The sequence below is a fragment of the Sphingopyxis sp. genome (assembly GCF_035944815.1).
GTDB lineage: Bacteria > Pseudomonadota > Alphaproteobacteria > Sphingomonadales > Sphingomonadaceae > Sphingopyxis.
Map to the genome: position 1 here is coordinate 50,391 of NZ_DASZAU010000009.1, position 19,163 is coordinate 69,553.

Annotated in this window: 18 protein-coding genes; 10 read left to right on the top strand and 8 right to left on the bottom strand. The window is 59.5% G+C overall.

Annotated features, from left to right (window positions below; all coding sequences use genetic code 11):
* Positions 1–80 precede the first annotated feature (80 nt).
* From VGU00_RS11100 to VGU00_RS11115, 4 genes are all read left to right on the top strand, one after another.
* Positions 81–1,682, top strand: a complete 1,602-nt coding sequence (locus tag VGU00_RS11100; RefSeq protein ID WP_327469804.1) for a long-chain fatty acid--CoA ligase — start codon at positions 81–83, stop codon at positions 1,680–1,682.
* A 192-nt stretch (positions 1,683–1,874) separates the two neighbouring features.
* On the top strand, positions 1,875–3,917 hold the full coding sequence (locus VGU00_RS11105) for a TonB-dependent receptor (protein ID WP_414713546.1): 2,043 nt from the start codon (positions 1,875–1,877) through the stop codon (positions 3,915–3,917).
* Positions 3,918–4,292: 375 nt separating this feature from the next.
* A complete protein-coding gene (locus VGU00_RS11110; protein ID WP_327468452.1) occupies positions 4,293–6,587 on the top strand; it encodes a TonB-dependent receptor in 2,295 nt (764 codons plus the stop codon).
* A gap of 935 nt (positions 6,588–7,522) precedes the next feature.
* Positions 7,523–7,960, top strand: coding sequence for a MucR family transcriptional regulator (locus tag VGU00_RS11115; protein ID WP_327468453.1), 438 nt, complete (start codon positions 7,523–7,525; stop codon positions 7,958–7,960).
* A gap of 118 nt (positions 7,961–8,078) precedes the next feature.
* Here the strand turns inward: VGU00_RS11115 and VGU00_RS11120 are convergent, their stop codons facing one another.
* The 3 genes from VGU00_RS11120 to VGU00_RS11130 all read right to left on the bottom strand — a co-directional run bounded on the left by VGU00_RS11120 (position 8,079) and on the right by VGU00_RS11130 (position 9,801).
* On the bottom strand, positions 8,079–8,744 hold the full coding sequence (locus tag VGU00_RS11120) for an SOS response-associated peptidase (RefSeq protein WP_327468455.1): 666 nt from the start codon (positions 8,742–8,744) through the stop codon (positions 8,079–8,081).
* 13 nt (positions 8,745–8,757) lie between these two features.
* Entirely contained in the window at positions 8,758–9,270 is a 513-nt protein-coding gene (locus VGU00_RS11125; RefSeq protein WP_327468457.1) for a hypothetical protein, read from the bottom strand.
* Positions 9,271–9,612: 342 nt separating this feature from the next.
* The gene (locus VGU00_RS11130) at positions 9,613–9,801 is read right to left on the bottom strand and encodes a DUF6771 family protein (protein WP_327468459.1); all 189 of its coding nucleotides are present in this window, start codon (positions 9,799–9,801) and stop codon (positions 9,613–9,615) included.
* A gap of 53 nt (positions 9,802–9,854) precedes the next feature.
* Here VGU00_RS11130 and VGU00_RS11135 point away from each other — a divergent pair, with 53 nt between their 5' ends.
* Together VGU00_RS11135 and VGU00_RS11140 are read left to right on the top strand one after the other, a co-directional pair.
* On the top strand, positions 9,855–10,163 hold the full coding sequence (locus VGU00_RS11135; RefSeq protein WP_327468461.1) for a hypothetical protein: 309 nt from the start codon (positions 9,855–9,857) through the stop codon (positions 10,161–10,163).
* A complete protein-coding gene (locus tag VGU00_RS11140) occupies positions 10,160–10,594 on the top strand; it encodes a hypothetical protein (RefSeq protein ID WP_327468463.1) in 435 nt (144 codons plus the stop codon). Before VGU00_RS11135 ends, VGU00_RS11140 begins: the two co-directional genes overlap by 4 nt.
* Positions 10,595–10,671: 77 nt before the next feature.
* Here VGU00_RS11140 and VGU00_RS11145 read toward each other — a convergent pair whose 3' ends face one another.
* Complete coding sequence (locus VGU00_RS11145) at positions 10,672–10,968, bottom strand: hypothetical protein (protein WP_327468465.1); 297 nt, start codon at positions 10,966–10,968, stop codon at positions 10,672–10,674.
* 534 nt (positions 10,969–11,502) lie between these two features.
* Positions 11,503–11,886 carry a hypothetical protein gene (locus VGU00_RS11150; RefSeq protein ID WP_327468467.1) on the bottom strand — a complete coding sequence of 128 codons (384 nt, stop codon included), beginning with the start codon at positions 11,884–11,886 and terminating at the stop codon, positions 11,503–11,505.
* Between the two features lie 99 nt (positions 11,887–11,985).
* Between VGU00_RS11150 and VGU00_RS11155 the strand changes: the two genes are divergently transcribed.
* The 4 genes from VGU00_RS11155 (at position 11,986) to tnpC (ending at position 14,794) form a co-directional block, all read left to right on the top strand.
* Entirely contained in the window at positions 11,986–12,288 is a 303-nt protein-coding gene (locus VGU00_RS11155) for a helix-turn-helix transcriptional regulator (RefSeq protein WP_327468469.1), read from the top strand.
* Positions 12,289–12,498: 210 nt separating this feature from the next.
* A complete protein-coding gene (gene tnpA, locus VGU00_RS11160) occupies positions 12,499–12,855 on the top strand; it encodes an IS66-like element accessory protein TnpA (protein WP_058807931.1) in 357 nt (118 codons plus the stop codon).
* On the top strand, positions 12,852–13,199 hold the full coding sequence (gene tnpB / locus VGU00_RS11165; protein WP_058807932.1) for an IS66 family insertion sequence element accessory protein TnpB: 348 nt from the start codon (positions 12,852–12,854) through the stop codon (positions 13,197–13,199). Before tnpA ends, tnpB begins: the two co-directional genes overlap by 4 nt.
* A 62-nt stretch (positions 13,200–13,261) precedes the next feature.
* Positions 13,262–14,794 (top strand): IS66 family transposase, encoded by a 1,533-nt coding sequence (tnpC, locus tag VGU00_RS11170; RefSeq protein WP_327468475.1) that lies wholly within the window; start codon positions 13,262–13,264, stop codon positions 14,792–14,794.
* A gap of 290 nt (positions 14,795–15,084) precedes the next feature.
* On the opposite strand, the gene VGU00_RS11175 is transcribed toward tnpC, so the two are convergent.
* Genes VGU00_RS11175 through VGU00_RS11185 form a run of 3 tightly spaced genes read right to left on the bottom strand, consistent with a single transcriptional unit; the run spans position 15,085 to position 19,102 of the window.
* On the bottom strand, positions 15,085–15,522 hold the full coding sequence (locus VGU00_RS11175) for a hypothetical protein (RefSeq protein WP_327468477.1): 438 nt from the start codon (positions 15,520–15,522) through the stop codon (positions 15,085–15,087).
* Positions 15,522–17,657: a hypothetical protein gene (locus tag VGU00_RS11180; RefSeq protein ID WP_327468479.1), complete on the bottom strand. Its 2,136-nt coding sequence runs from the start codon at positions 17,655–17,657 to the stop codon at positions 15,522–15,524. The genes VGU00_RS11175 and VGU00_RS11180 overlap by 1 nt, the downstream gene beginning before the upstream one ends.
* Positions 17,654–19,102 (bottom strand): tyrosine-type recombinase/integrase, encoded by a 1,449-nt coding sequence (locus VGU00_RS11185; protein WP_327468481.1) that lies wholly within the window; start codon positions 19,100–19,102, stop codon positions 17,654–17,656. The genes VGU00_RS11180 and VGU00_RS11185 overlap by 4 nt, the downstream gene beginning before the upstream one ends.
* Positions 19,103–19,163 lie beyond the last annotated feature (61 nt).

Below are 19,163 nucleotides of genomic sequence, written 5' to 3' on the forward strand. Positions count from 1 at the left end.
GCGAGCCGCGCCCGAAGAGGCGGCCGCGAAAAATATCGGCGGGATGACGCCCGCAGGAGAGGACATAATCCATGCACGGAATGCAGAACCAGCCGCTGCTGGTCACCGCCCTGATCGATCATGCCGCGCGCGAGCACGGCTCGAGAGAGATCGTGTCGCATTGGGCCGATGGCCGCATGAGCCGGACGAACTGGGCCACGGTGGGCATCGATGCCCGGCGTTTCGCCGCAGCGATGGTGAAGCTCGGTATGAAGAAGGGCGACCGCATTGCCACGCTTGCGATGAACCACAGCCATCATCTCGTGAGCTGGTACGGCGCCGCCGGGATGGGCGGGGTGATCCACACCGTCAATCCGCGGCTATTCGATGAGCAGCTGGTCTACATCATGAACCATGCCGAGGACCGGGTCCTTTTCTTCGATTTGGTTTTCCTCCCGGTCGTCGAACGGATCCGTCCTCAGCTAAAGACGATCGAGCATTTCATAATGTTCGATGCTCCGGAGGGGGAGGCTATCTACCGTTCCTATTCCGATCTGATCGCAGACGAGGACGGCTCATATGAATGGACGGAACTCGGCGAGCGCGATCCGGCGGGCCTTTGTTACACGAGCGGCACGACCGGCAACCCGAAGGGCGTGCTCTACGAGCATCGGTCGAACGTGCTTCATGCGCTGTCTACCATCCAGCCCGATGCCTTCGGCCTTTCGAGCCGCGCCGTCGTCCTGCCGATCGTACCGATGTTCCACGCCAACAGCTGGGGTCTGCCATATGCGGCGGCTGCGGTTGGCGCGAAGCTCGTCTTCTCCGCGGTGAACGATGCGGAAATCTTGTGCCGACTGGTTCGCGAAGAAGGCGTCACGCACAGTGCCGGTGTCCCCACGGTCTGGCTCTCGATGTTCGCGCACATGGATGCGACGAAGGCCGACTATGGCCAATTGAAGCTTGTCGTCATCGGCGGTTCGGCGGCGCCGCGCGCGATGATAGAGCGTTTCATGCAAGCGGGAGTCGAGGTCGGGCACGCCTGGGGCATGACCGAAACTTCTCCTGTGGGTACGATGGGAAAGCGACCCTGGAACTGGGACGACCTGAACTTCGACGAACAGGTCGATCTTGTCTGCCGGCAGGGAAGTGTGCCGTTCGGTGTCGAACTGCGAACCGTGGACGATAATGATCTTGTCCTTCCGCGCGATGGAGTAACAAGCGGGCGGCTCCAGATTCGCGGTCCATGGGTCCTGCAGCGCTACTATAAGGCGGACACCGAATCCGTCGATTCCGAAGGCTGGTTCGACACTGGCGATGTCGCGATCCTTCACCCCGATGGCGTCATGCAGATCACCGATCGGGCCAAGGATGTCATCAAGTCGGGCGGCGAATGGATCAGTTCCATCGAACTTGAAAACGCTGCGGTCGGAGCTCCCGGTGTCCAGGAAGCTGCGGCCGTCGGGGTCTATCATCCGAAATGGGACGAACGGCCTGTCCTGCTGATCGTCAAGAAAGCCGGAGCCGAGGTAAGCGAGGCAAGCGTTCTGGACTATCTCAGGGACAAGGTCGCCAAATGGTGGCTCCCGGACGAGGTCCTGTTTGTCGACGAGTTGCCGCATACGGCGACAGGAAAGCTGCTGAAGCGCCAACTCCGCGATGACTATAAGGATTATCGCCTGAAATCATTGTCTTCCGCATGATCACGCTGCGGCAATATGGGCTGGACGGCGACCCGTATCGAGGCACTCGCCCACCCGGCGCAAAGCTTGCGCGATCGCGTTCGACTATTATAGATAACATGTGATATTATTAATTTCCGGGATCGTCGGAAAGGGCCGGACGCAAACGCGGCAGGATCCGCCCACAGGCCTCGGTTGCTAGGAAGCTCGACCATGAAGATAGATAGCCTTCGCTCCGAAAGCAGATGGCTTGCGCTACCGGCGTTCGGTCTGGCGCTTTGCCTTAGCGGTGCTGCTGCTGCCCAGGCCTTGCCGGAAAAGGATGTCCCGGTGATCGTCGTTACGGGCACGGGCCTCCCCGATCCGCCAGCGGCACCCGCCTATGACGTGCGACGTCTCGATGGCGATATGCTTGATATCGCGGCATCGGGCAGGATTGAAGATGTTCTCGCCTCGGTCGCAGGCTTTCAGCAATTCCGGCGTTCGGACAGCCGCGCGTCGAACCCTTCCGCACAGGGCATCACCTTGCGCGCGCTTGGCGGCAACGCCACCAGCCGTGCGCAGATGCTGCTCGACGGCGTGCCAGTCGCCGATCCCTTCTTCGGCTATATACCATTCTCTGCCCTGGCACCCGAGCGGCTGGCGAGCATTCGGGTCACGCGTGGCGGCGGTTCGGGGCCGTTCGGTGCCGGGGCGCTTGCGGGAACGATCGAGCTTACGAGCGCCGATGCAGCTTCGCTAGATACTGCCAGCGGCCGACTGCTCGTCGACAACCGCGGCGAAACCGAGGCCAGTGCCACCCTGGCTTTGCCGCTCGGCTCCGGATCCGCCGTTGTGTCCGCGCGGCGCGATCATGGCGAAGGCTATTACACGACACCTGTCGACCAGCGCGTGCCGGCCACAGCGCGTGCAGCCTATGACAGCTGGTCGACGCAGATCCGCCTCGTTGCCCCCCTGTCCGAGACGATCGAGCTGCAGGCGCGCGCGATGGCTTTCGACGACCGCCGGACCCTTCGCTTCAAGGGCGCCGATTCGACGAGCGAAGGGCAGGAAGCGAGCATTCGGTTCGTGGGGCGCGGGGCGTGGCAGTTCGATCTGCTCGGCTATATTCAGGCCCGCAATTTCAGCAATGTCGTGATCTCGTCGAGCAGCTTCAGGCCAACACTGGACCAACGCAACACGCCGTCGACCGGGCTCGGCGGCAAGTTCGAACTGCGCCCGCCTGTCGGAGACAGGCACTTGCTGCGCCTTGGGATCGATTATCGGCGCGCCGAAGGCGAGCTATATGAAACGGCTTTCAATGCAGGTTCGGGCGCGGTGACCGCTCGTCGCAATGCGGGGGGCACCAACAGCGATCTCGGATTTTTCATCGAGGATGACTGGAAGCTCGGCGAACTCACCCTGACCGCAGGCGCGCGCGCCGACCGCTATGCAATCACGGACGGATTCTTTTCGGAGCGCGATGGAGCCCACCGGATCGTCGCGGACCAGCGCTTCGGGAACCGCTCGGGATGGCAAGGCTCCTTCCGCGGCGGCGCGTTGTGGCAGGCGAGCGACGGGGTGCGGTTGCGAGCATCGGCATACAGCGGACTTCGGCTCCCGACCCTCAATGAACTCTACCGGCCGTTCGTCGTGTTTCCGGTCACGACCCGCGCCAATGCGGCGCTGGGGAACGAGCGGCTCGTCGGCTATGAGGCGGGCGTCGATCTGCGACCTGCCGATGGCGCAGACCTGTCAGTCACCGTCTTCGACAACAAGGTGAAGCACGCGATCGCGAACGTCACTCTTGCACCCAATTTACGGCAGCGCTTCAACATCGATGCGATCGAGGCGCGCGGCATAGAAGTGTCGGGCGGTTTCACCCGCGGGATTCTGGGCTTGCGCGGATCTGCGGCCTATACTGACGCCGAAGCAAGAGGCAGTGGCCTTGCGGCGGGGCTTGACGGCAAGCGGCCTGCGCAGACGCCTCGCTGGTCGGCAAGCGCGACGCTGACCCTGCATCCTCGCGATGGTTGGCTATTTGCGGGAACCCTTCGCCATGTCGGCAAGCAGTATGAGGATGATCTGGAAACAGATTCGCTCGGTCGTGCGACGACGCTCGACCTTTACGCTGAGGTGCCAGTAGCCAACCGGCTCGGCGTGGTGCTGCGCGGCGAAAATATCACCGGCACGCGAATCGTGACGCGTAATCAGGCCGGCTCGCTCGATCTCGGCGTGCCCCGGACAATCTGGATCGGGCTGAAACTCGGCAGATGAGGCGCGATACGCTCGCACGATAGTCGACTGGAACCTGCAGCGCCTGGCGTCCGGCATCCGGTTTTAAATCCGGGCAGAAACAGGAGTTTCTGGCACGCGATGGCGACTCGGCAGCCGCAATAATCTTCGCGGAGAATATCTCGCCAGTCCTTGAGCTGTCCAAAATCCGCAACCGACATATAATTTTATCGATTGACTAAAAATAACATTGACCACATAAGCTGGTCAATCCAGCAACGGTCGGGGAGGGGGCTCCCACAGAGCTCGACCTCGCATCGTTCCAAACAATCGACAGGCTGCCACGATGAGGGCGGCCGCGGTGAATGAGTTGAAAAAAGGGAGCGCAAACGCGCGGACTGGAATGGAGAAGAGGTAATGACGGGACTGCAATACCGACTGCTGCTGGGCGCGAGCCTTCTGGCATTTTCCAACCAGGCCCTCGCCCAGGATGTGGCGCCGGAACCGCCCGCAACGCCGGCCGATGCGGCAGAGCAGGACGGTTCCGATATCGTCGTTACCGCCCAGCGGCGATCGGAGCGGCTGCAGGATGTCCCGGTTTCGATAACCGCGATCGGTGGCGACACGCTCGCCAACCAGCGCATCCAGCAAGCTGGCGATCTGGCCTCAGCGGTGCCCAACCTCCAGGCATCGACGGTGGCCGGCGAGAGTACGCCGGTATTCTCGCTTCGCGGCATCTCGATGAGCGACTACAGCTTCAACCAGCAGGGGCCGGTCGCCACTTATTATGACGAAGTTTACAAGGGCAGCTTCCCGTTCCTTGGCCTGGGGCTGTACGATCTTGAGCGCGTCGAGGTCCTTCGCGGGCCGCAGGGAACTTTGTACGGCAAGAACACGACCGGCGGCGCTATCAACTTCATCAGCCGAAAGCCGGATTTCGATACCGACGGCTATCTGAAGCTCGGCTACGGTAAATTCAACCGGTTCGATGTCGACGGCGCGGTACAGGCCGGCCTGACCGACACGCTCGCCGCGCGCGTCGCCTTCACTTTCTCGCGCGCCGACGGGTGGTTCAAGAATCAGTTGCCCGGGAAGGCGGATCCCAGCGGCGTGCGCCAATATGGCATCCGCGGATCGCTCCTTTTCAAGCCCAGCGACAAGGTGGAGTTCATTCTTCGCCTGTCGACCAGCCTCGCCAATCCGTTCGAAAACGGCGTGTACACCGAGCCCGGCCCCGACGGTGTCGGTGCCGGCGTCTATGAGGCGTTCGGGGTCGGCTCAAGTTATTTCAGGACCGGTATCGGGCGCTTCGAAACCGAATCCAACTATGTCGAGCGGCATCGCGCGCGTACCTACAGCGCGTCGCTGACCGGCAATTGGCAGATGACCGACGGCCTGACCGTCACGTCGATCACCTCCTATGATTATGGCAAGCTCTTCGTGCCCGATGATGGAGACGGTAGCCCGCTCAAGGTGCTCGAAGATCCGCTTTCCGCCAAGGGAAGGCAGTTTGCCCAGGATCTTCGCATCAGCAGCGATTTCGATGGGCCGTTCAATTTCATTCTGGGCGGATACTATAACATCGAGACCCTGCGAAATTCTAATGAGTTTCGGTATTTCAACGATGTCGATGTCAACGGCGACGGCGCCGTGGATTTCAACGACTGTCTCGATCCGAATTCGGGGTTTCAGATCGCCTGCACATATTCGAACAGCTTCAAGCAGGTGAAGAAGACGATCGCTGCCTATTCGGACTTCAACTACAAGATCGGCGACAGCGTCATCCTGCGCGGCGGCCTTCGCTTTACGCGCGATACCGGAAAACTGTCGGACTATATCGCGCAGCTCAAGGGCGCCGACGGGGTTGTCATCGCCAATACCGTTCCGGGCGATCCGGTCGACCTTGACGCGACCACGGGTCTTCGGTTCGCGAAGAGCACGGTCACGGGGAAGGTGGGCGTCGACTTCAAGCTCGCCGATGGCGATCTGATTTATGCAAGCTACAGCCGGGGTTACCGCGGCAACGCCTTCAACTCGCAGGCGCTCTTTTCGCCGGTGGAGCTGAACGTTGCGGCGCCGGAAACCGTCAACTCCTACGAGGTCGGGTTCAAGAGCCAATTCCTTGATCGGGCGGTGACTCTGAACGGCGCGCTGTTCTATTATGATTACAAGAACCAGCAGGCGCTCAGCTTCGATCCGGCCAACTTCGCACAGACCCTGGTCAACATTCCCAAGTCGCGTCTGTACGGCGCCGAACTCGAGCTGATCGTTCGCCCGACCAGTAGCCTTCGGCTGAACGCAGGGCTGGGATTGCTCAATACCAAGATCCAGGAAGGTGTCGTCAGCGGCGCGTCGATCGTCGGTAACAAGCTTCCGATCGCACCGAAACTCAGCATCTCCGGCGGCTTCGAGTTGACCGTCCTTGAGGGGAATGGCGGAAAGCTCGATTGGGGTGTCAACGGCAACTATAATTCGAAGCAATATTTCGACCTGTTCAACACTGACCGCGTCGCCCAGAAGGGCGTGGGGATCGTGAACAGCCAGCTAAACTATCGCTTCGGTGAGGAGCGCTACGGCGTCGGCCTGTGGGTGAAGAACATCTTCAACACATTCTACAAACGATATGGTGGCGACGTCTCGGGGTTCGGGATGGATTACTATCGGATCGGCGAACCTCGCACGTTCGGCGTCACCGTCGACGCGAGATTCTAGAAGCCGCGTCAATCTGACTAGCGCTCCCTAGCGCCATTTGCCTGCCCGCCCTTGCCTAGCGAGGGCGGTGCAGTGCAATTGGCGGTACACTGCTGGCTTGCAAGAATCGGGTTGCCGAATGAGCCCTCAGGAGCGTGAGACCGCATGAGCCGACTGCGGCCCCGCATCTGATGCGCTATGGGATTTTGCGAGCGTTGTTGAGTTCTCCAACACTCGAACCACTCCAACAATTGTCGACGCGGGCCACTGAAGGGGCCATCATTTTACCTGCTGAAGAGAAGGAAATTTTTTCCCAAAATCATAAGCTTAAGTATAGTTGCTTCTGCTGCTGACGTGTCACTGCGTTTCGCAGTAATGTCAACTTTCTTGGTGTCGGTCTTAAAAGCTGCCCGTCCACTGCCGGCCAATCCTAGCCCAACCCCTGTCCAAGATTGGGCAAAGGCCGAATATCGGGCTTCTCAGGCCAGACGGCCATGCAACTCGTCCGAGAAGGGAGGGCGGGCGAAGTGCTCAAGTACATCGACGCTGTCGATGCCGGCGTTTACGCCTGATCTTTTCTGTGCACTACTAAGGCAAATTCTCGGATCACTTCAGCCACGTACAATGGTCTTGAACTATCGTTTGGAGCGGGTGTTTTCCCAGGATCCATTATCGGCCATAAGATCGGCCACGTTGGGATAAACTTGTACGCTAAAATATTGAGAACCAAAGGGGTATTGTCGATCTGAGATCGGCCAAATGAGCACGCTTCGAATTACGGCGCTGTTCAATTGTAGTGGCTCGGCGGACCTCAATGGGTTGCTCGTGCTGATGCGTTCTTGCCTGCCCCGAATGCCAGCACGCTTGCATAGGCAAATTCCGCTCTTGTCGATTGTTAGTGGCACAATGGCCTGCTACGCCGACTTAGATAGCTTAGCTTTCGAAGGGTACTGCACTTGAAAGACTCCGAAACGCTCATTACGCTGACTGCGGACGTTGTTGCATCGCACGTCAGCAATAACAGCGTGGCGATCGTCGACATTCCGTTGCTCGTCCGTTCAGTGTACGAGGCGCTCGCTGGTGTTGCCACGCCTAATGAGCCTGAGATCAAGCAAGCGCCTGCCGTTTCTGTTCGCGCTTCCGTGAAACCCGACTACATCGTGTGTCTCGAGGATGGCAAAAAGCTCAAGATGCTTCGTCGGCATCTGATGACGGCATATAATATGACACCGGAAGACTATCGGGCCAAATGGAACCTACCCAAGGATTATCCGATGGTGGCACCGAACTACGCCGAAAAGCGCCGCACTCTCGCAAAAGCCATTGGCCTCGGAACGAAAGGGCGGGGCGGCGGTCGCAAGCCAGCTTCCCGCGCGCAGCCCAAAGCGAAATAAAAGCCCGCTCCACATAGCGTCCTCGTGGCACCATTCGCGTCGAGTTAGTAAGGTCGGTGCGACCATTTCATGCGTTATGCGGCAACTCGGTCGCGCGGGTCGGGCCACAGGCGGGGCATCAGATCAACCTCGGCCCTTCGGTCGGTTTCGGCTTAGAGCTTCCCATCGACCAGCGCTCGTTTGTATGCTGGACGACGAGCCGGTCCGCGGGATATTGCGTCACCAGTTCCATCGCCTCATCGGCCTCGGCGTGCAGCCAGCGGTCCCATTCCGCGGCGTGTAGGATCACTGGCATGCGGTCGTGAATTTCGATCATCTCTGGCACCGCGTCCACCATTACCATCGTGTAGCTGTCGCCCCACTCGTCCGTGGGGCGCCAGAAGCCGGCGCACGCGGCGATCGGCTGATCGGCGACGCTGATCCATGCCCGCGTCATGTTGGGGCTCTCGCCCACCGCTTCGGCAAAGGCGGAGATCGGGATCAGGCAGCGCTTGCCCGGTTGGACGAACCATTCGCGCCACATGCCATAGGGATTGCGGAGATGATCGTCGCGGGCGTTATTGACCTTCAGTGGCTTGCTCGTTGGCTTCATCGTCTTAAGCCGTTTGGGAAAGCCCCATGTCATTGTCTCGATCATGCGCTGCCCGCCGCTTTCGCGAACGACGAAGCCTGTACCGCCCTTCCATACCTCGCCGGTGCTGGCGTTGGTCGGCTTTGGTCGACGGGCTTTGAAGTGAGATGCGACCTCGTCGGTCGAGCAGTTCAGCGTGACGAGGTTGCACATATTGGCAGTTCCTTCAGGCTGCCCCCAGCAAGTCGTCGAAGTTCTGCTGGATCGGTGGTGTAATCCGGAAGCTACCCTTGGGGAAGCGGCGCAGAATGTCCAGCGGCGGCCGCGCTCCCATCAGCCAATCGAACCAGTCATCCGGATCGATGACGGCAACATGGCGGTCCTTGTAGGGCTCGAGATCATCATAGGCGGGAACGGTGAGCGCGGCGAAGCTGTCCGGCCAATCCTTGCCGCCCGGACGCCATACCGCGGCGATACAGAAGAACGGCTCATCGGAAATGAGACTGGCGGCGTAGATCGTCTTCCCGCGCTTCACCAATCCAAACTCGTTTGCGAGGAGAAGGCACGGTCGGTCGATGATGGCCGTTTCTGATTTCAGGAGCGGAATCTGGAAGACGTCGGGATCGCGCGATGGCAGGCCCCAGTGAAGCTCTTTCTCTCGCTCCTGCTGTCCGTCCCAGATCATCACGCGGCGCTGTTTGCCAATGCCCGACAGGGCCTCGTCGTTCTCGATGTCCATCGGACACTCTCCTACGCGCGGAAGCGGCTCAACGCGCGCTTCCATTCCCGTTCATCCGGCATGGGGAGGCGAATGTCATCCTTGCTAGGTTTGACGAGTTCGAGACGGATAGGTCGCACACGCTTACCAGTCCGCGCTTTACATCGTGCGCACCAAAAGCGCGCTCGCGCCTTGCCGAGGTCGTCGTCCCACATCTTGCGCTGGAACTTCCACCACAGACCGTAGGGATCGAATGTCGCGCTATGGCCACATCCGCACACTGGCTTGACCGCCTGATACCAAGCGGCGGCTTCGAATATGTGCGTTGCTCGACGCTCACCGCCCTTTGTCCAGCCGCCCACGTCACAGCGTCAGCGCCAGCTGATCGGGTCCGCGGTCGGGCCCGCGGTCCGCCCAGTCAACTATCGCCATCGCAAGCTCTCGTGCCGACTGCTGTCGCAGATGCTCGACCGGCGCGGTTAGCCCGATCCGCGCCCACCCGGGCGCCGCGAGCAACGCCTCCGCGATCAGATTTTCATCGAGTCGTTCCATACCCACTATGAGAACATGATGAGAACATTTAATCAAGGGATCGAATCGGAACGATGGAGGAAGCGATGGTTTACCGAAAGGGCGAGCGGCCGGTTGCAAAGGTAATCCGGCCCTATGACGCGGATCACCCCGTCGCGAGCGGCATTGCCGATGGTGACCATTGGATGGACGCATGGCTGGGGCAGATGTGCACGCCATGGGACGCGATCACCCGCAAGACCGGCATCACGCGCCCACGGATCGAGGAATTAAACGACGACGCCGAGCCAACAGTGGACGAGATCGAGAAGCTAGCTGCATTGTGGTACACAACACCCGAAGGGCTGCGCAAATCGATCGACGAAGCTAATGACGCTCAATGATTTCTGCGCTCATGCTTGGCGTCTCCGTCGTCCCCGCCGGCCAATCCTTCAACTGCACCCCGACAGCCGTGTGGGATGGGGACGGCCCTATCTGGTGTGCCGAAGGGCCGCATGTCCGTCTTTCGGGAGTAGCAGCTCGCGAAATGGACGGGAGCTGCAGTCCCGGCCATCCATGCCCCGTTGCTGATCCGAGAGCCGCGCGCGATCATCTTGCATCGCTGTTGGGGACGCCAAACGGAAAGCTGCGCACGGGCCATGTAAAAGTCACCGGACCTACTATGCGCTGTCGGTCAGTTGGCGGTGCCGGTGGTAATCGAACGGCGGCGTTCTGCGTGTCGCCAAAGTCGGGTGACCTATCTTGTGCCATGGTACGCGGCGGCTACGCCGCACGTTGGGATCGATACTGGCGCAACCATCGTTGCGATCGCTGATACGAGGTGGGAAGCCGCAATAGGGAATCGCGAATTCGTTGCCCTAGATGACACGAGCAGTAGATTTCATGTTTCGCTCAAGTGCCGTAAATCTGACCCAAAAGATATCTGGCGACTTTGCGAAGGTCGTTGAAATCACCACTAATCATCAATTCCAAAGCGCTGCTTCCGTTGAACGTCGAACTCGAGTTCGGTGCGCGCAGCCAGTCGCCGCTGCATTCTTCTAAAGAGAGAGTTACGAGCGAACCGTAGATCGATAAGACGTATCCGATCCGCTCGATGACCTCCATGGGAATCGTTACCGGAATGTGCGACTGTGCGTGAGCGATCCAGTCATCGAAGTTCGAATGCTCCGAAATCCCGAGCATCGCCATCTGTTCCTGTACGCCCAAGTCCCACAAACGGGCGATATTAACAAACGTACGCAGGCCTGCCGGCCCATGTCGTTCAGGCTCGAATTTTGTTCCATGCCGCACGCGATTTCCACCTGCAAGAGACGTTACGACTCGAGGATCAGCTACTGCTGAGCAGTCGTTGCGGAACCGAGAAGCGGTACACCGAAATTAGAGGTGACGTCTTGAATGAAGAATTTTCGGTTGAGGGATTTCTTGCCGACCGCAAAAAGGGTCAGCAACGAGCCAACGAACATAAAAGTTTTGCTTCCGCGTTTGAGCATTATTGCTGATCTGCTTCATCGTTCTGGTCGCGCCGCGCGTGTTGCTGTTGTCCGACCCTGAATGGTAAGCCCAAGCGTCGAGCGATGCGGCGCAGAGATGAGTACGCTGTCCTTCGCTGACGTGGAGGGATCTTCACGAGGCCACCCGACACATGCCGTCAAACCAAGTGTTTGAGCTGATATTCCCCGCCACGCTCAATCCAGATTACGCGCATACGTTGACCCACAAAGTTCATCGATCTTCTGGAAATAATTCTGGGAAAGTAGCAATCCCGTCTTCCTGCATCCGTAAGAAAACTTTGAGCCAATCGAGCATAACTTGCATCGGCCAAAATTCGTGATTTTCCAGTGACAGGTAAGGCGGCGAACCCGCAGCCTCGCTGAAAAAAGAGTGCCCAAAAAGCCATCTCGTTGCGGCCTTTTCTGAGCCGCACAGGGTTTTCAGCGAACTCAAGATTTCTAGGAGCGCTTCCTTGCGATCGTGTTCTTCACCAGCGCAAAAGCGTCCCGAACCAAGCAACTGGTTTACAAACTCGTCGTGGCCAAAATCCTTGAGAGCTTCCCATCGTAGCTCCGCGAATTCGTCATGTATGGCCAGCTGGCCTCTATCTTTCATCGATGCCTCGCGATCAGCCTCATGCCGCTGCCAGCGCAGTCAGCTCCATGACCGAGAACGCCTTTCCGATCTCACCAATCATAATGGGTCATATACGACGTGGTCATATACAACGTGGACGAGTTTGCAAGGATTTCGTTGAAGAGATCGGTGTACAAAGCCGCTCTCACAAAACTTGGACAAAAGATTAGATCCCTGCGGGAGGCGCAGGGAATCTCCCAAGAGAATTTTGCTCAGCTAGCGAGCATCGAGCGCGCTCGGTACGGAAAGATAGAGCGCGGCGAGGCGAACATTTCCGCGAACGTTATCTTCCGGCTGGCCCATCACTTGAAGGTTCACCCGTCAGAGCTCTTCGCCGACGTCAGGAAATCCGATTGTGTCCCCTCCAAAGAGGATGCTTGATCGACGTCGGTCTAAAGCGGGCGCTGCGAAAGGGCGCCTATCTGTCGCTGCGATCTTGCCGACATCCTTGCAGTAACCGTGTCCTGAAGGCCGCCTTGCGGGAAGCTGCTCTGGGGTGCTGATAGCCGCTCTTTGCGAGGAGCGGTGATGAACGAGGATATCGGAGCGGCGGGAGCGAGTGCTCTTACGACCGGTCATATGAGTGATCGTATGAGCAGTCGGATCGCGGTCGTTGGCGGTCGCCGCCGCTGGTCGGTGGATCAGAAGCTGTCGATCCTGCGCGAGGCGTTCGGCCCGGATGGCTCGGTCTCGGCAACGTGCCAGCGGCACGCGGTCGGCAGCGGGATGCTCTATACGTGGCGCCGGCAGGCATTGGCGGGCGATCTGACGGGGGCGAAGCGGACGCCGCCGCCATCGTTCGCCGAGGTCGAGGTGTCGGTGCCGACCGCGGTGACGGCGGGCAGCGGCCAGATCGGGATCGAGCTGCCGTCGGGGGTCCGGATCACCGTCGACGCGGCGGTCGACGCCGATGCGCTGGCCCGGGTGATGTCCGTCCTTGCCCGATGATCCCTTTACCACCGACGACGCGCATCTATCTGGCCTGCGGCGCCACCGATATGCGCAAGGGGTTCGATGGTCTCGCGGTGCTGGTGCAGCAGGTGCTGGAGAAGAGTCCGCACTCGGGGGCGCTGTTCGCGTTCCGCGGCAAGCGCGGCGATCTGGTCAAGCTGCTCTGGTACGACGGCCAGGGTCTGTGCCTGTTCTCGAAGCGCATGGACCGCGGCCGGTTCGTCTGGCCGATTACCAAGGCCGGCAAGGCAAGTCTCACCGCGGCGCAGCTTTCCATGCTGCTCGAAGGCATCGACTGGCGGCGTCCCGAACGCACCGCGGCACCCTTGCTTGCAGGGTAAAAAGTGGCGGATTATCGTTAGTTTTACTGGCATTGTGGAGCCTGTTTTGCTAGGCATCCGGGGTGTCGGAACCAGCCTCTTCCAGCATCGACAAGGACGCCCGGATCGCCGAGCTCGAAGCCGCTCTCGCGGCCCGCGACACGCTGATCGATACCCTCCGTCACCAGCTCGCCCAGCTTCGCCGCATGACCTTCGGCCAGTCGTCGGAGAAGCTCGCGCTGCAGATCGAGCAGCTCGAGCTTGCTCTCGAGGAGCTCGAAGGCGAGGCTGAGGTCGCCGACAACCGAACGAGTGAGCGGGCACCCACCGAGCGCCCCTCACCGGTGCGGGCCTTGACCGATCATTTGCCGCGCGCCGAACGGCGGATCGAGCCCGAGGCCGGCAGTTGCACCTGTCCTGATTGCGGCGGCGCACTGCGTCCGCTGGGGGACGACAGCGACGAGCAGTTGGATGTCGCGCCGGTCCAGTGGCGTGTCATCCGCACCGTGCGGCCCAAGTATAGCTGCCGCGCCTGCGACAGGATCGTCCAGGCGCCGACGCCGGTGAAGGCGATCGCGCGCGGTAAGGCGAGCTTCGCCACGCTCGCCCATGTCGTCGTTCACAAGTTCGATCATCATCTGCCCCTCTATCGCCAGGCAGAGATGATGGCGGCGCAGGGTATCGACATCGATCGTTCGACCCTCGCCGGCTGGGCGGGCCAGGCCGCGCATCTGCTAGATCCCATTGTCAGCCGCATCCGCGAGGAAGGACTGAAGGCCGCCAAGCTCCACACCGACGACACGCCGGTGCCGATGCTCGTGCCCGGCAAGGGCCGGACTGCGCAGGCGCGGCTCTGGGCCTATGTTGTCGATGACCGCGCATCGGGCGCCGCCACCCCGGCGCTCGCCTGGTATCGGTTCACCCCCGATCGCAGCGGCATCCATCCGCAGAGCGAGCTCAGGTCGTTCACCGGCCTACTCCAGGCCGACGGCTATGCCGGATATGACAAGCTCTACCAGGGCAATGGCATCCAGGAGGTCGCCTGCTGGGCGCATTTCCGGCGCAAGATCTTCGAGTGTCACCAGACAAGTCCAACCCCGCTCACCACGGATCTTCTCGACCGCATCGCCGGGCTTTACCGGATCGAAGAGGACGTCCGCGGTCAGCCGCCCGATGTCCGGCGCCGCCACCGGCAAGAGCAGGCCAGGCCGCAGATCGACGCGCTTCGCTGCGCGATCGACGACGCCCTGCGCTGCCTGTCGCCCAAGTCGGCGATGGCAAAGGCGCTCGCCTATGGCCGCAAGCGCTGGGACGCGCTGACCCGCTACATCGATGAGGGCATCGCGGAGATCGACAACAATATCGCCGAGCGCGCCATCCGCGCCATCGCGATCGGGCGCAAGAACTGGCTTTTCGCCGGATCGAAGGCCGGCGGCGAACGCGCCGCCGCCATCTACTCCGTCATCGAGACGGCGAAGCTCAACGGGGTCGAGCCGCAGGCCTATATCGCCGACGTCATCGAGAAGATCGCCTCAGGCTGGCCCGCGTCCCGATGGGATGAGCTCATGCCATGGAACTGGCAGCACGATCAGCAGCAGATCGCCCAAGCCGCCTAGCTGCGGCCTTCAGGCCACGCTTACTCCTTGCACACAGTTCGATAACTAACATCAGCGAACAGTGACCGGGCCCGCTGCGGGGCAGCGGGTCCGGGTCTTAGGTCGTTAGATTAAGCATCGGCAGGGTCAGCGCTGCACTGGAGCGAGGGCTATGCGCTGCCCCTGCTTTCCGAGGGGTTAGCTTATTGCTCGGCTAACCGAACTGACGGCCAACCACGTCTAAGCTATTCTAATGATGCATACGTGAAGGGCTAAGCAGTGCCGGAGATACGTTTCCACGTTGGGCCCCGTCAGGGTATCTTCTTTTCCACAGGAGCGCGCGGATTGACGAGAGGCGCATCTAGCTGTGAGAGCTTTAAATGATGTCGTTCGGCATTGAATTGCCACCGCTGAAATTGTTCGAGCAGCTCGTTATTGAGCGCCTTGCTGGCTCGGAGTTCTTCGCGCGTCTCGTCAAGTTTTCGCCGTAGTGCGCCCACGGCCGAGCTTCCGTAGCGCTTCTCGCCAGCGTCTTTCGTATCATCCGCCAGACGCGCTCGCGCAATATTCCACGCGTCTTTGATACGAGGCTGTTTGAGCATGGCGACCTTGCTGTAAACATGGCCGTGCGGCAGTTCCATCGCCAGGATAACAAGATAGGCCCGCCACGTCAGCTTGCCGGTCCAGCCACTAAGAAGCTCGATCGCCTTGTCGATGTCGCTGTCAGTTAACCGCGGTGCGCTAGACATTACAGCTCTCCCTCGTCGGACCATAGCTGATCAAAGGTCGCTAGTAGCTGGTCGCTGGAGCCGTCGACCTCGTCCGGACGAAATTCGGCCTCGCGCACGGCGGCCGCCAATCCGGACCTTGTCTGAGGGTTGAGGACGGCCGGCAAGGTGATCAAAGTGCCATCATCGATCTGAGGGTCGGTCAAATGGTCGAGCGCTAGCTGCCAGCGATTGGCTTTCTCCTCGTGGATGGTCACCCAGCGCTGCGCGCCGTATCGGCCGGCATCGAGCGCGGCCCTAGCCTGCTCCACAGCTTTCTTAGAGATAGAGAGCTGAAGCCGCGCTTCTTCGACGTGCTTCGAACTGCCCTTGATGAACGTATTTTCCCCGCATCGTATACAGTCTTTATCTTTGGGGCAGGGCATGAGCGAATAATCGTGACGGCAAAGGCCGAAGCGGGTCGTGATTGTGGATCCGACTTCGAGTTTCAATGCTGTTTCGCGCGTGATCGACTCTTTGCGGGCACGCTCGTCGATTTTGTCGGCGAGCGGACCAACCACCTTTAGATTGGTCGGTGCGGCCTCATCGAGGAACACGAAAGCTTCGATATATGCCTCCTGCGAGACATGATTATAGGATGCATTTTGCTGGACGCTCTTACGCCCCGACCAGAAGGCTATGAGCTCCTGCGACATGTACTTTGACTGTGCTAGCGTGTTCAGGAGGTGGCGGGGCTGATGGGTGTTAAGGCGCCAAGGCTCGCCGGTTTCGGGATTGATGAGATTGTTACGCGAAAAAATCGTTTTGCCTGTCGGTTTCGATCCCAACTCGTGCGTGATCTGCGCATAGGTCAGATAGCGGGGGATATATTGCTGCGGCTCTGCCGCTCCCCGCATGACTTCGTCGGGCATGCAGAAAAGTGCCCGGCTTCCCGGCAGCCGGTTGCGGGGATCGATATACGGGAAGGTTGGCGGGAGAGCGCCAATCACATATTTCTCCAGCGATTCAAAGGTTACCAAGACACGAAATACTCCGCCCTGCCGGCCGGGCTGTCCTCGCGACAAGTCCGTTGTGGTCCCGCAACGTTCAAACGCATTATAAACAGCTTGCCCAGGGGTTATCGGTTTTGTCCGCCCAATAATCTGTGCGGCCTCCCACTGGGTGATGGGTTCACCGCGCAGATGTTCAAAGCCGGGCGGAAGATATAGTCGCCCAGGATTCTCTTCGTACCACTTGTGCGCGATGCGAGGTTTCTCGCCAATGGCGAGGAGCTTCCGAATTGCGAGTTTTGCTATCTCGGCATTTTCCTCGCTAGCAGCAAACTTTGTCATCGCGTCACCGCCTTTGAGCGGTCGCCAGCTCAGACCATATCGGCCATCCATCTCAGTTTCGCAGTCGGTGGGAAGCCCCAATACCTCGGTCACGCGCGAGGGCGCAAACATCGCAAGCGCGAACCAGCTACTTGCGACTACGTCTGGGACATAGCTACTGTCATGGAATACGCTCGCAAGGTCAAAAATCGCTTGGAGGTTGGGCAGTTTCGCGGAATTACCGCGGGCACCTTCCTGATTAACCCGGTCATTGCGTGTAGGCGCTCGGTATTGAATTGACGTTCGCCAATGAATCTGATTCTCGGAAATGCGCGACTGGTTGATATAATCGAGGACGATACGCTCGAGCAGCCGTCCATAAGACCAAGCATCCTTATACTTCTCGACAATAATCTCTTGGGCTCGGTCTAAAACGGGCGCAGTAAGATGGCAGATATCGGGATGCTGACCTAGGTCACGGAAGGCCATTTCGATTGTCCGCAGCGCACCTACGATCCGAGTTGCGCTATTCTCTCCCGACGTTCGAAGAAAGTCGGTTAAGAGGGCCTTCGCGGCGCTGAGAAACGGCTCTTGTAGATCGATGGCGGTCTTCGAGCGCGACCCTCTCCTCGTCGTTTCCAGGTTCGTAAAATGCGCGGCCAGTCCGACGGAAGTCGATGACGCTTTGGTGAAAAACGGGCGCAAATCCCAGCTATTCTGGTCCCAATTTACGGCATTGGGCCCGTGAAAAAAGCGGTAGCTACGCGCATGCTCGATATAGGCTGACAAATTCTGGCGAGCATCGAGTTCCGCGCGACCGACGAACGGGATGATCATCGCCGTCACGGCGCCATCCTTGCGGACATGCAGTCGCGCTCGGTCACGATGCCGTCGATAGCGTCGATTTGCTCTTGCGTGATGATTTTAATCCGCTCAGCGGTTTCGCTGTCCCGATCGGCGATCAAAACGGCGCGCAGTTCTTCCCATGGTGCTTCACGGAACGGTTCGAAGCGGTCGCAGGTAAGGCAACTCCGAGGTGCGTTTTGATGGCATTTGGCGCGTGTTCCACACGCTCCGAGATCAGCACCATTTAGATGCTCATAGGCTGTGATAAGCGCACTATCATCGTCTCTCCGCGTCGCATCCTCTAGACTGTCGATTAATCGGCCTTTGAAGGCTTGGGCGAACACGCGCATTTCGTCGCCGATCAATTCGCGAATCGGGTCTTGCAGGGACGGCATGGCCGCGCGGTAATACTGGATGCAATGGAGCGAAGTATGTGTGAGAAGGCGCGCCACTTCTTCGTCCCTTGCTCCCAACGCGATCGCTCGCGTTCCCATTGTGTAACGGAAGCGATACGGGAAAAGCGGAATGGGACCTCCTAGCCGGTCGGAATGTGTTTCTAGCACTTTGAAGATCGCGGTCAGTCGCTGTGTCACCCCTCTTGAACTGTCAAAGAAGAGCCGCGTTTGAGGATCGGCCTCCTTCATCTTTTTGGTCGACAGATATGTCTGCAACACCTCCGCCAGCTGGGATTGGCATTTTCTTCGCCACCGCGTTTCCTTCGTCGCTTCGCGCGTTTTGGCAAGGGTAATGAGCAGTGTGAATTCTCTGCCTTCTGGACCCGTCGTCTCGATGATGTCGCCTTTCGTCGCTCGAGCAATCTGCACGGGCCTGATGCCGGTACCCATCAGAAATGAGGCCAGCGCCCAATCTTTCGTCGAGATGCGACCTTTGGCGTAGGCGTCGTTCAAGGCCCGATAAGCACTGCGCAGTTCTTGTTCGGTGAGCGCCCCGCGTCTCGGATCATTAGCCACAAGGGCGAAATACTGACCATTCCCTTTCTCTTCCCATTTCTCAGGTTGCCGCAGGAAGCTGGCGATTTTGTGATCGATCCCTGGCCACGACCTATCCGCCAAGCGGCTCAGAACCGCTTGTACAAATGCCCAAGTCGAAATCGGGCGGTGATCTGGATAATCTTCAAAATGCACAAGTTTGAGCACTGCAGGGGGGCCGCCCGGCAACAGATTGAGTCGCTGCGCCACGAACCCGAAGTGTAGGGCACATTGTTCTGCGTAAACCGGTGAATGCGTCGACAGGAGCCCGATTAAAACTTCCGCCGCCGAATCGTGCCACTCGACACCTTCACGTCGCCATGAAAAGTCATACCTGTGGGCAGTTTGATCACTTTTGAGGCGGGTTAATCCGTAGAGCTCAACCGTTATCCAGCGCCCATCGAAAAGCCGGATTTCGCGAAAACGATTGGGTGCAAGATCGGGGCGATTAGCCATTCAAATACCTCGGTGACGGAAACTTGTGCAGGAGTCGGCTTGCAATCGCTGCCCTCGGATG

What these genes read in the sequence shown, in the direction of transcription:
- VGU00_RS11100 (WP_327469804.1), top strand. Translation starts at nt 81, where the DNA reads ATGCAGAACCAGCCGCTGCTGGTCACCGCCCTGATCGATCATGCCGCG.
- VGU00_RS11105 (WP_414713546.1), top strand. Translation starts at nt 1,875, where the DNA reads ATGAAGATAGATAGCCTTCGCTCCGAAAGCAGATGGCTTGCGCTACCG.
- VGU00_RS11110 (WP_327468452.1), top strand. Translation starts at nt 4,293, where the DNA reads ATGACGGGACTGCAATACCGACTGCTGCTGGGCGCGAGCCTTCTGGCA.
- VGU00_RS11120 (WP_327468455.1), bottom strand. Translation starts at nt 8,744, where the DNA reads ATGTGCAACCTCGTCACGCTGAACTGCTCGACCGACGAGGTCGCATCT.
- VGU00_RS11125 (WP_327468457.1), bottom strand. Translation starts at nt 9,270, where the DNA reads ATGGACATCGAGAACGACGAGGCCCTGTCGGGCATTGGCAAACAGCGC.
- VGU00_RS11130 (WP_327468459.1), bottom strand. Translation starts at nt 9,801, where the DNA reads ATGGAACGACTCGATGAAAATCTGATCGCGGAGGCGTTGCTCGCGGCG.
- VGU00_RS11135 (WP_327468461.1), top strand. Translation starts at nt 9,855, where the DNA reads ATGGAGGAAGCGATGGTTTACCGAAAGGGCGAGCGGCCGGTTGCAAAG.
- VGU00_RS11140 (WP_327468463.1), top strand. Translation starts at nt 10,160, where the DNA reads ATGATTTCTGCGCTCATGCTTGGCGTCTCCGTCGTCCCCGCCGGCCAA.
- VGU00_RS11145 (WP_327468465.1), bottom strand. Translation starts at nt 10,968, where the DNA reads ATGGCGATGCTCGGGATTTCGGAGCATTCGAACTTCGATGACTGGATC.
- VGU00_RS11150 (WP_327468467.1), bottom strand. Translation starts at nt 11,886, where the DNA reads ATGAAAGATAGAGGCCAGCTGGCCATACATGACGAATTCGCGGAGCTA.
- tnpA (WP_058807931.1), top strand. Translation starts at nt 12,499, where the DNA reads ATGAGCAGTCGGATCGCGGTCGTTGGCGGTCGCCGCCGCTGGTCGGTG.
- tnpB (WP_058807932.1), top strand. Translation starts at nt 12,852, where the DNA reads ATGATCCCTTTACCACCGACGACGCGCATCTATCTGGCCTGCGGCGCC.
- VGU00_RS11175 (WP_327468477.1), bottom strand. Translation starts at nt 15,522, where the DNA reads ATGTCTAGCGCACCGCGGTTAACTGACAGCGACATCGACAAGGCGATC.
- VGU00_RS11185 (WP_327468481.1), bottom strand. Translation starts at nt 19,102, where the DNA reads ATGGCTAATCGCCCCGATCTTGCACCCAATCGTTTTCGCGAAATCCGG.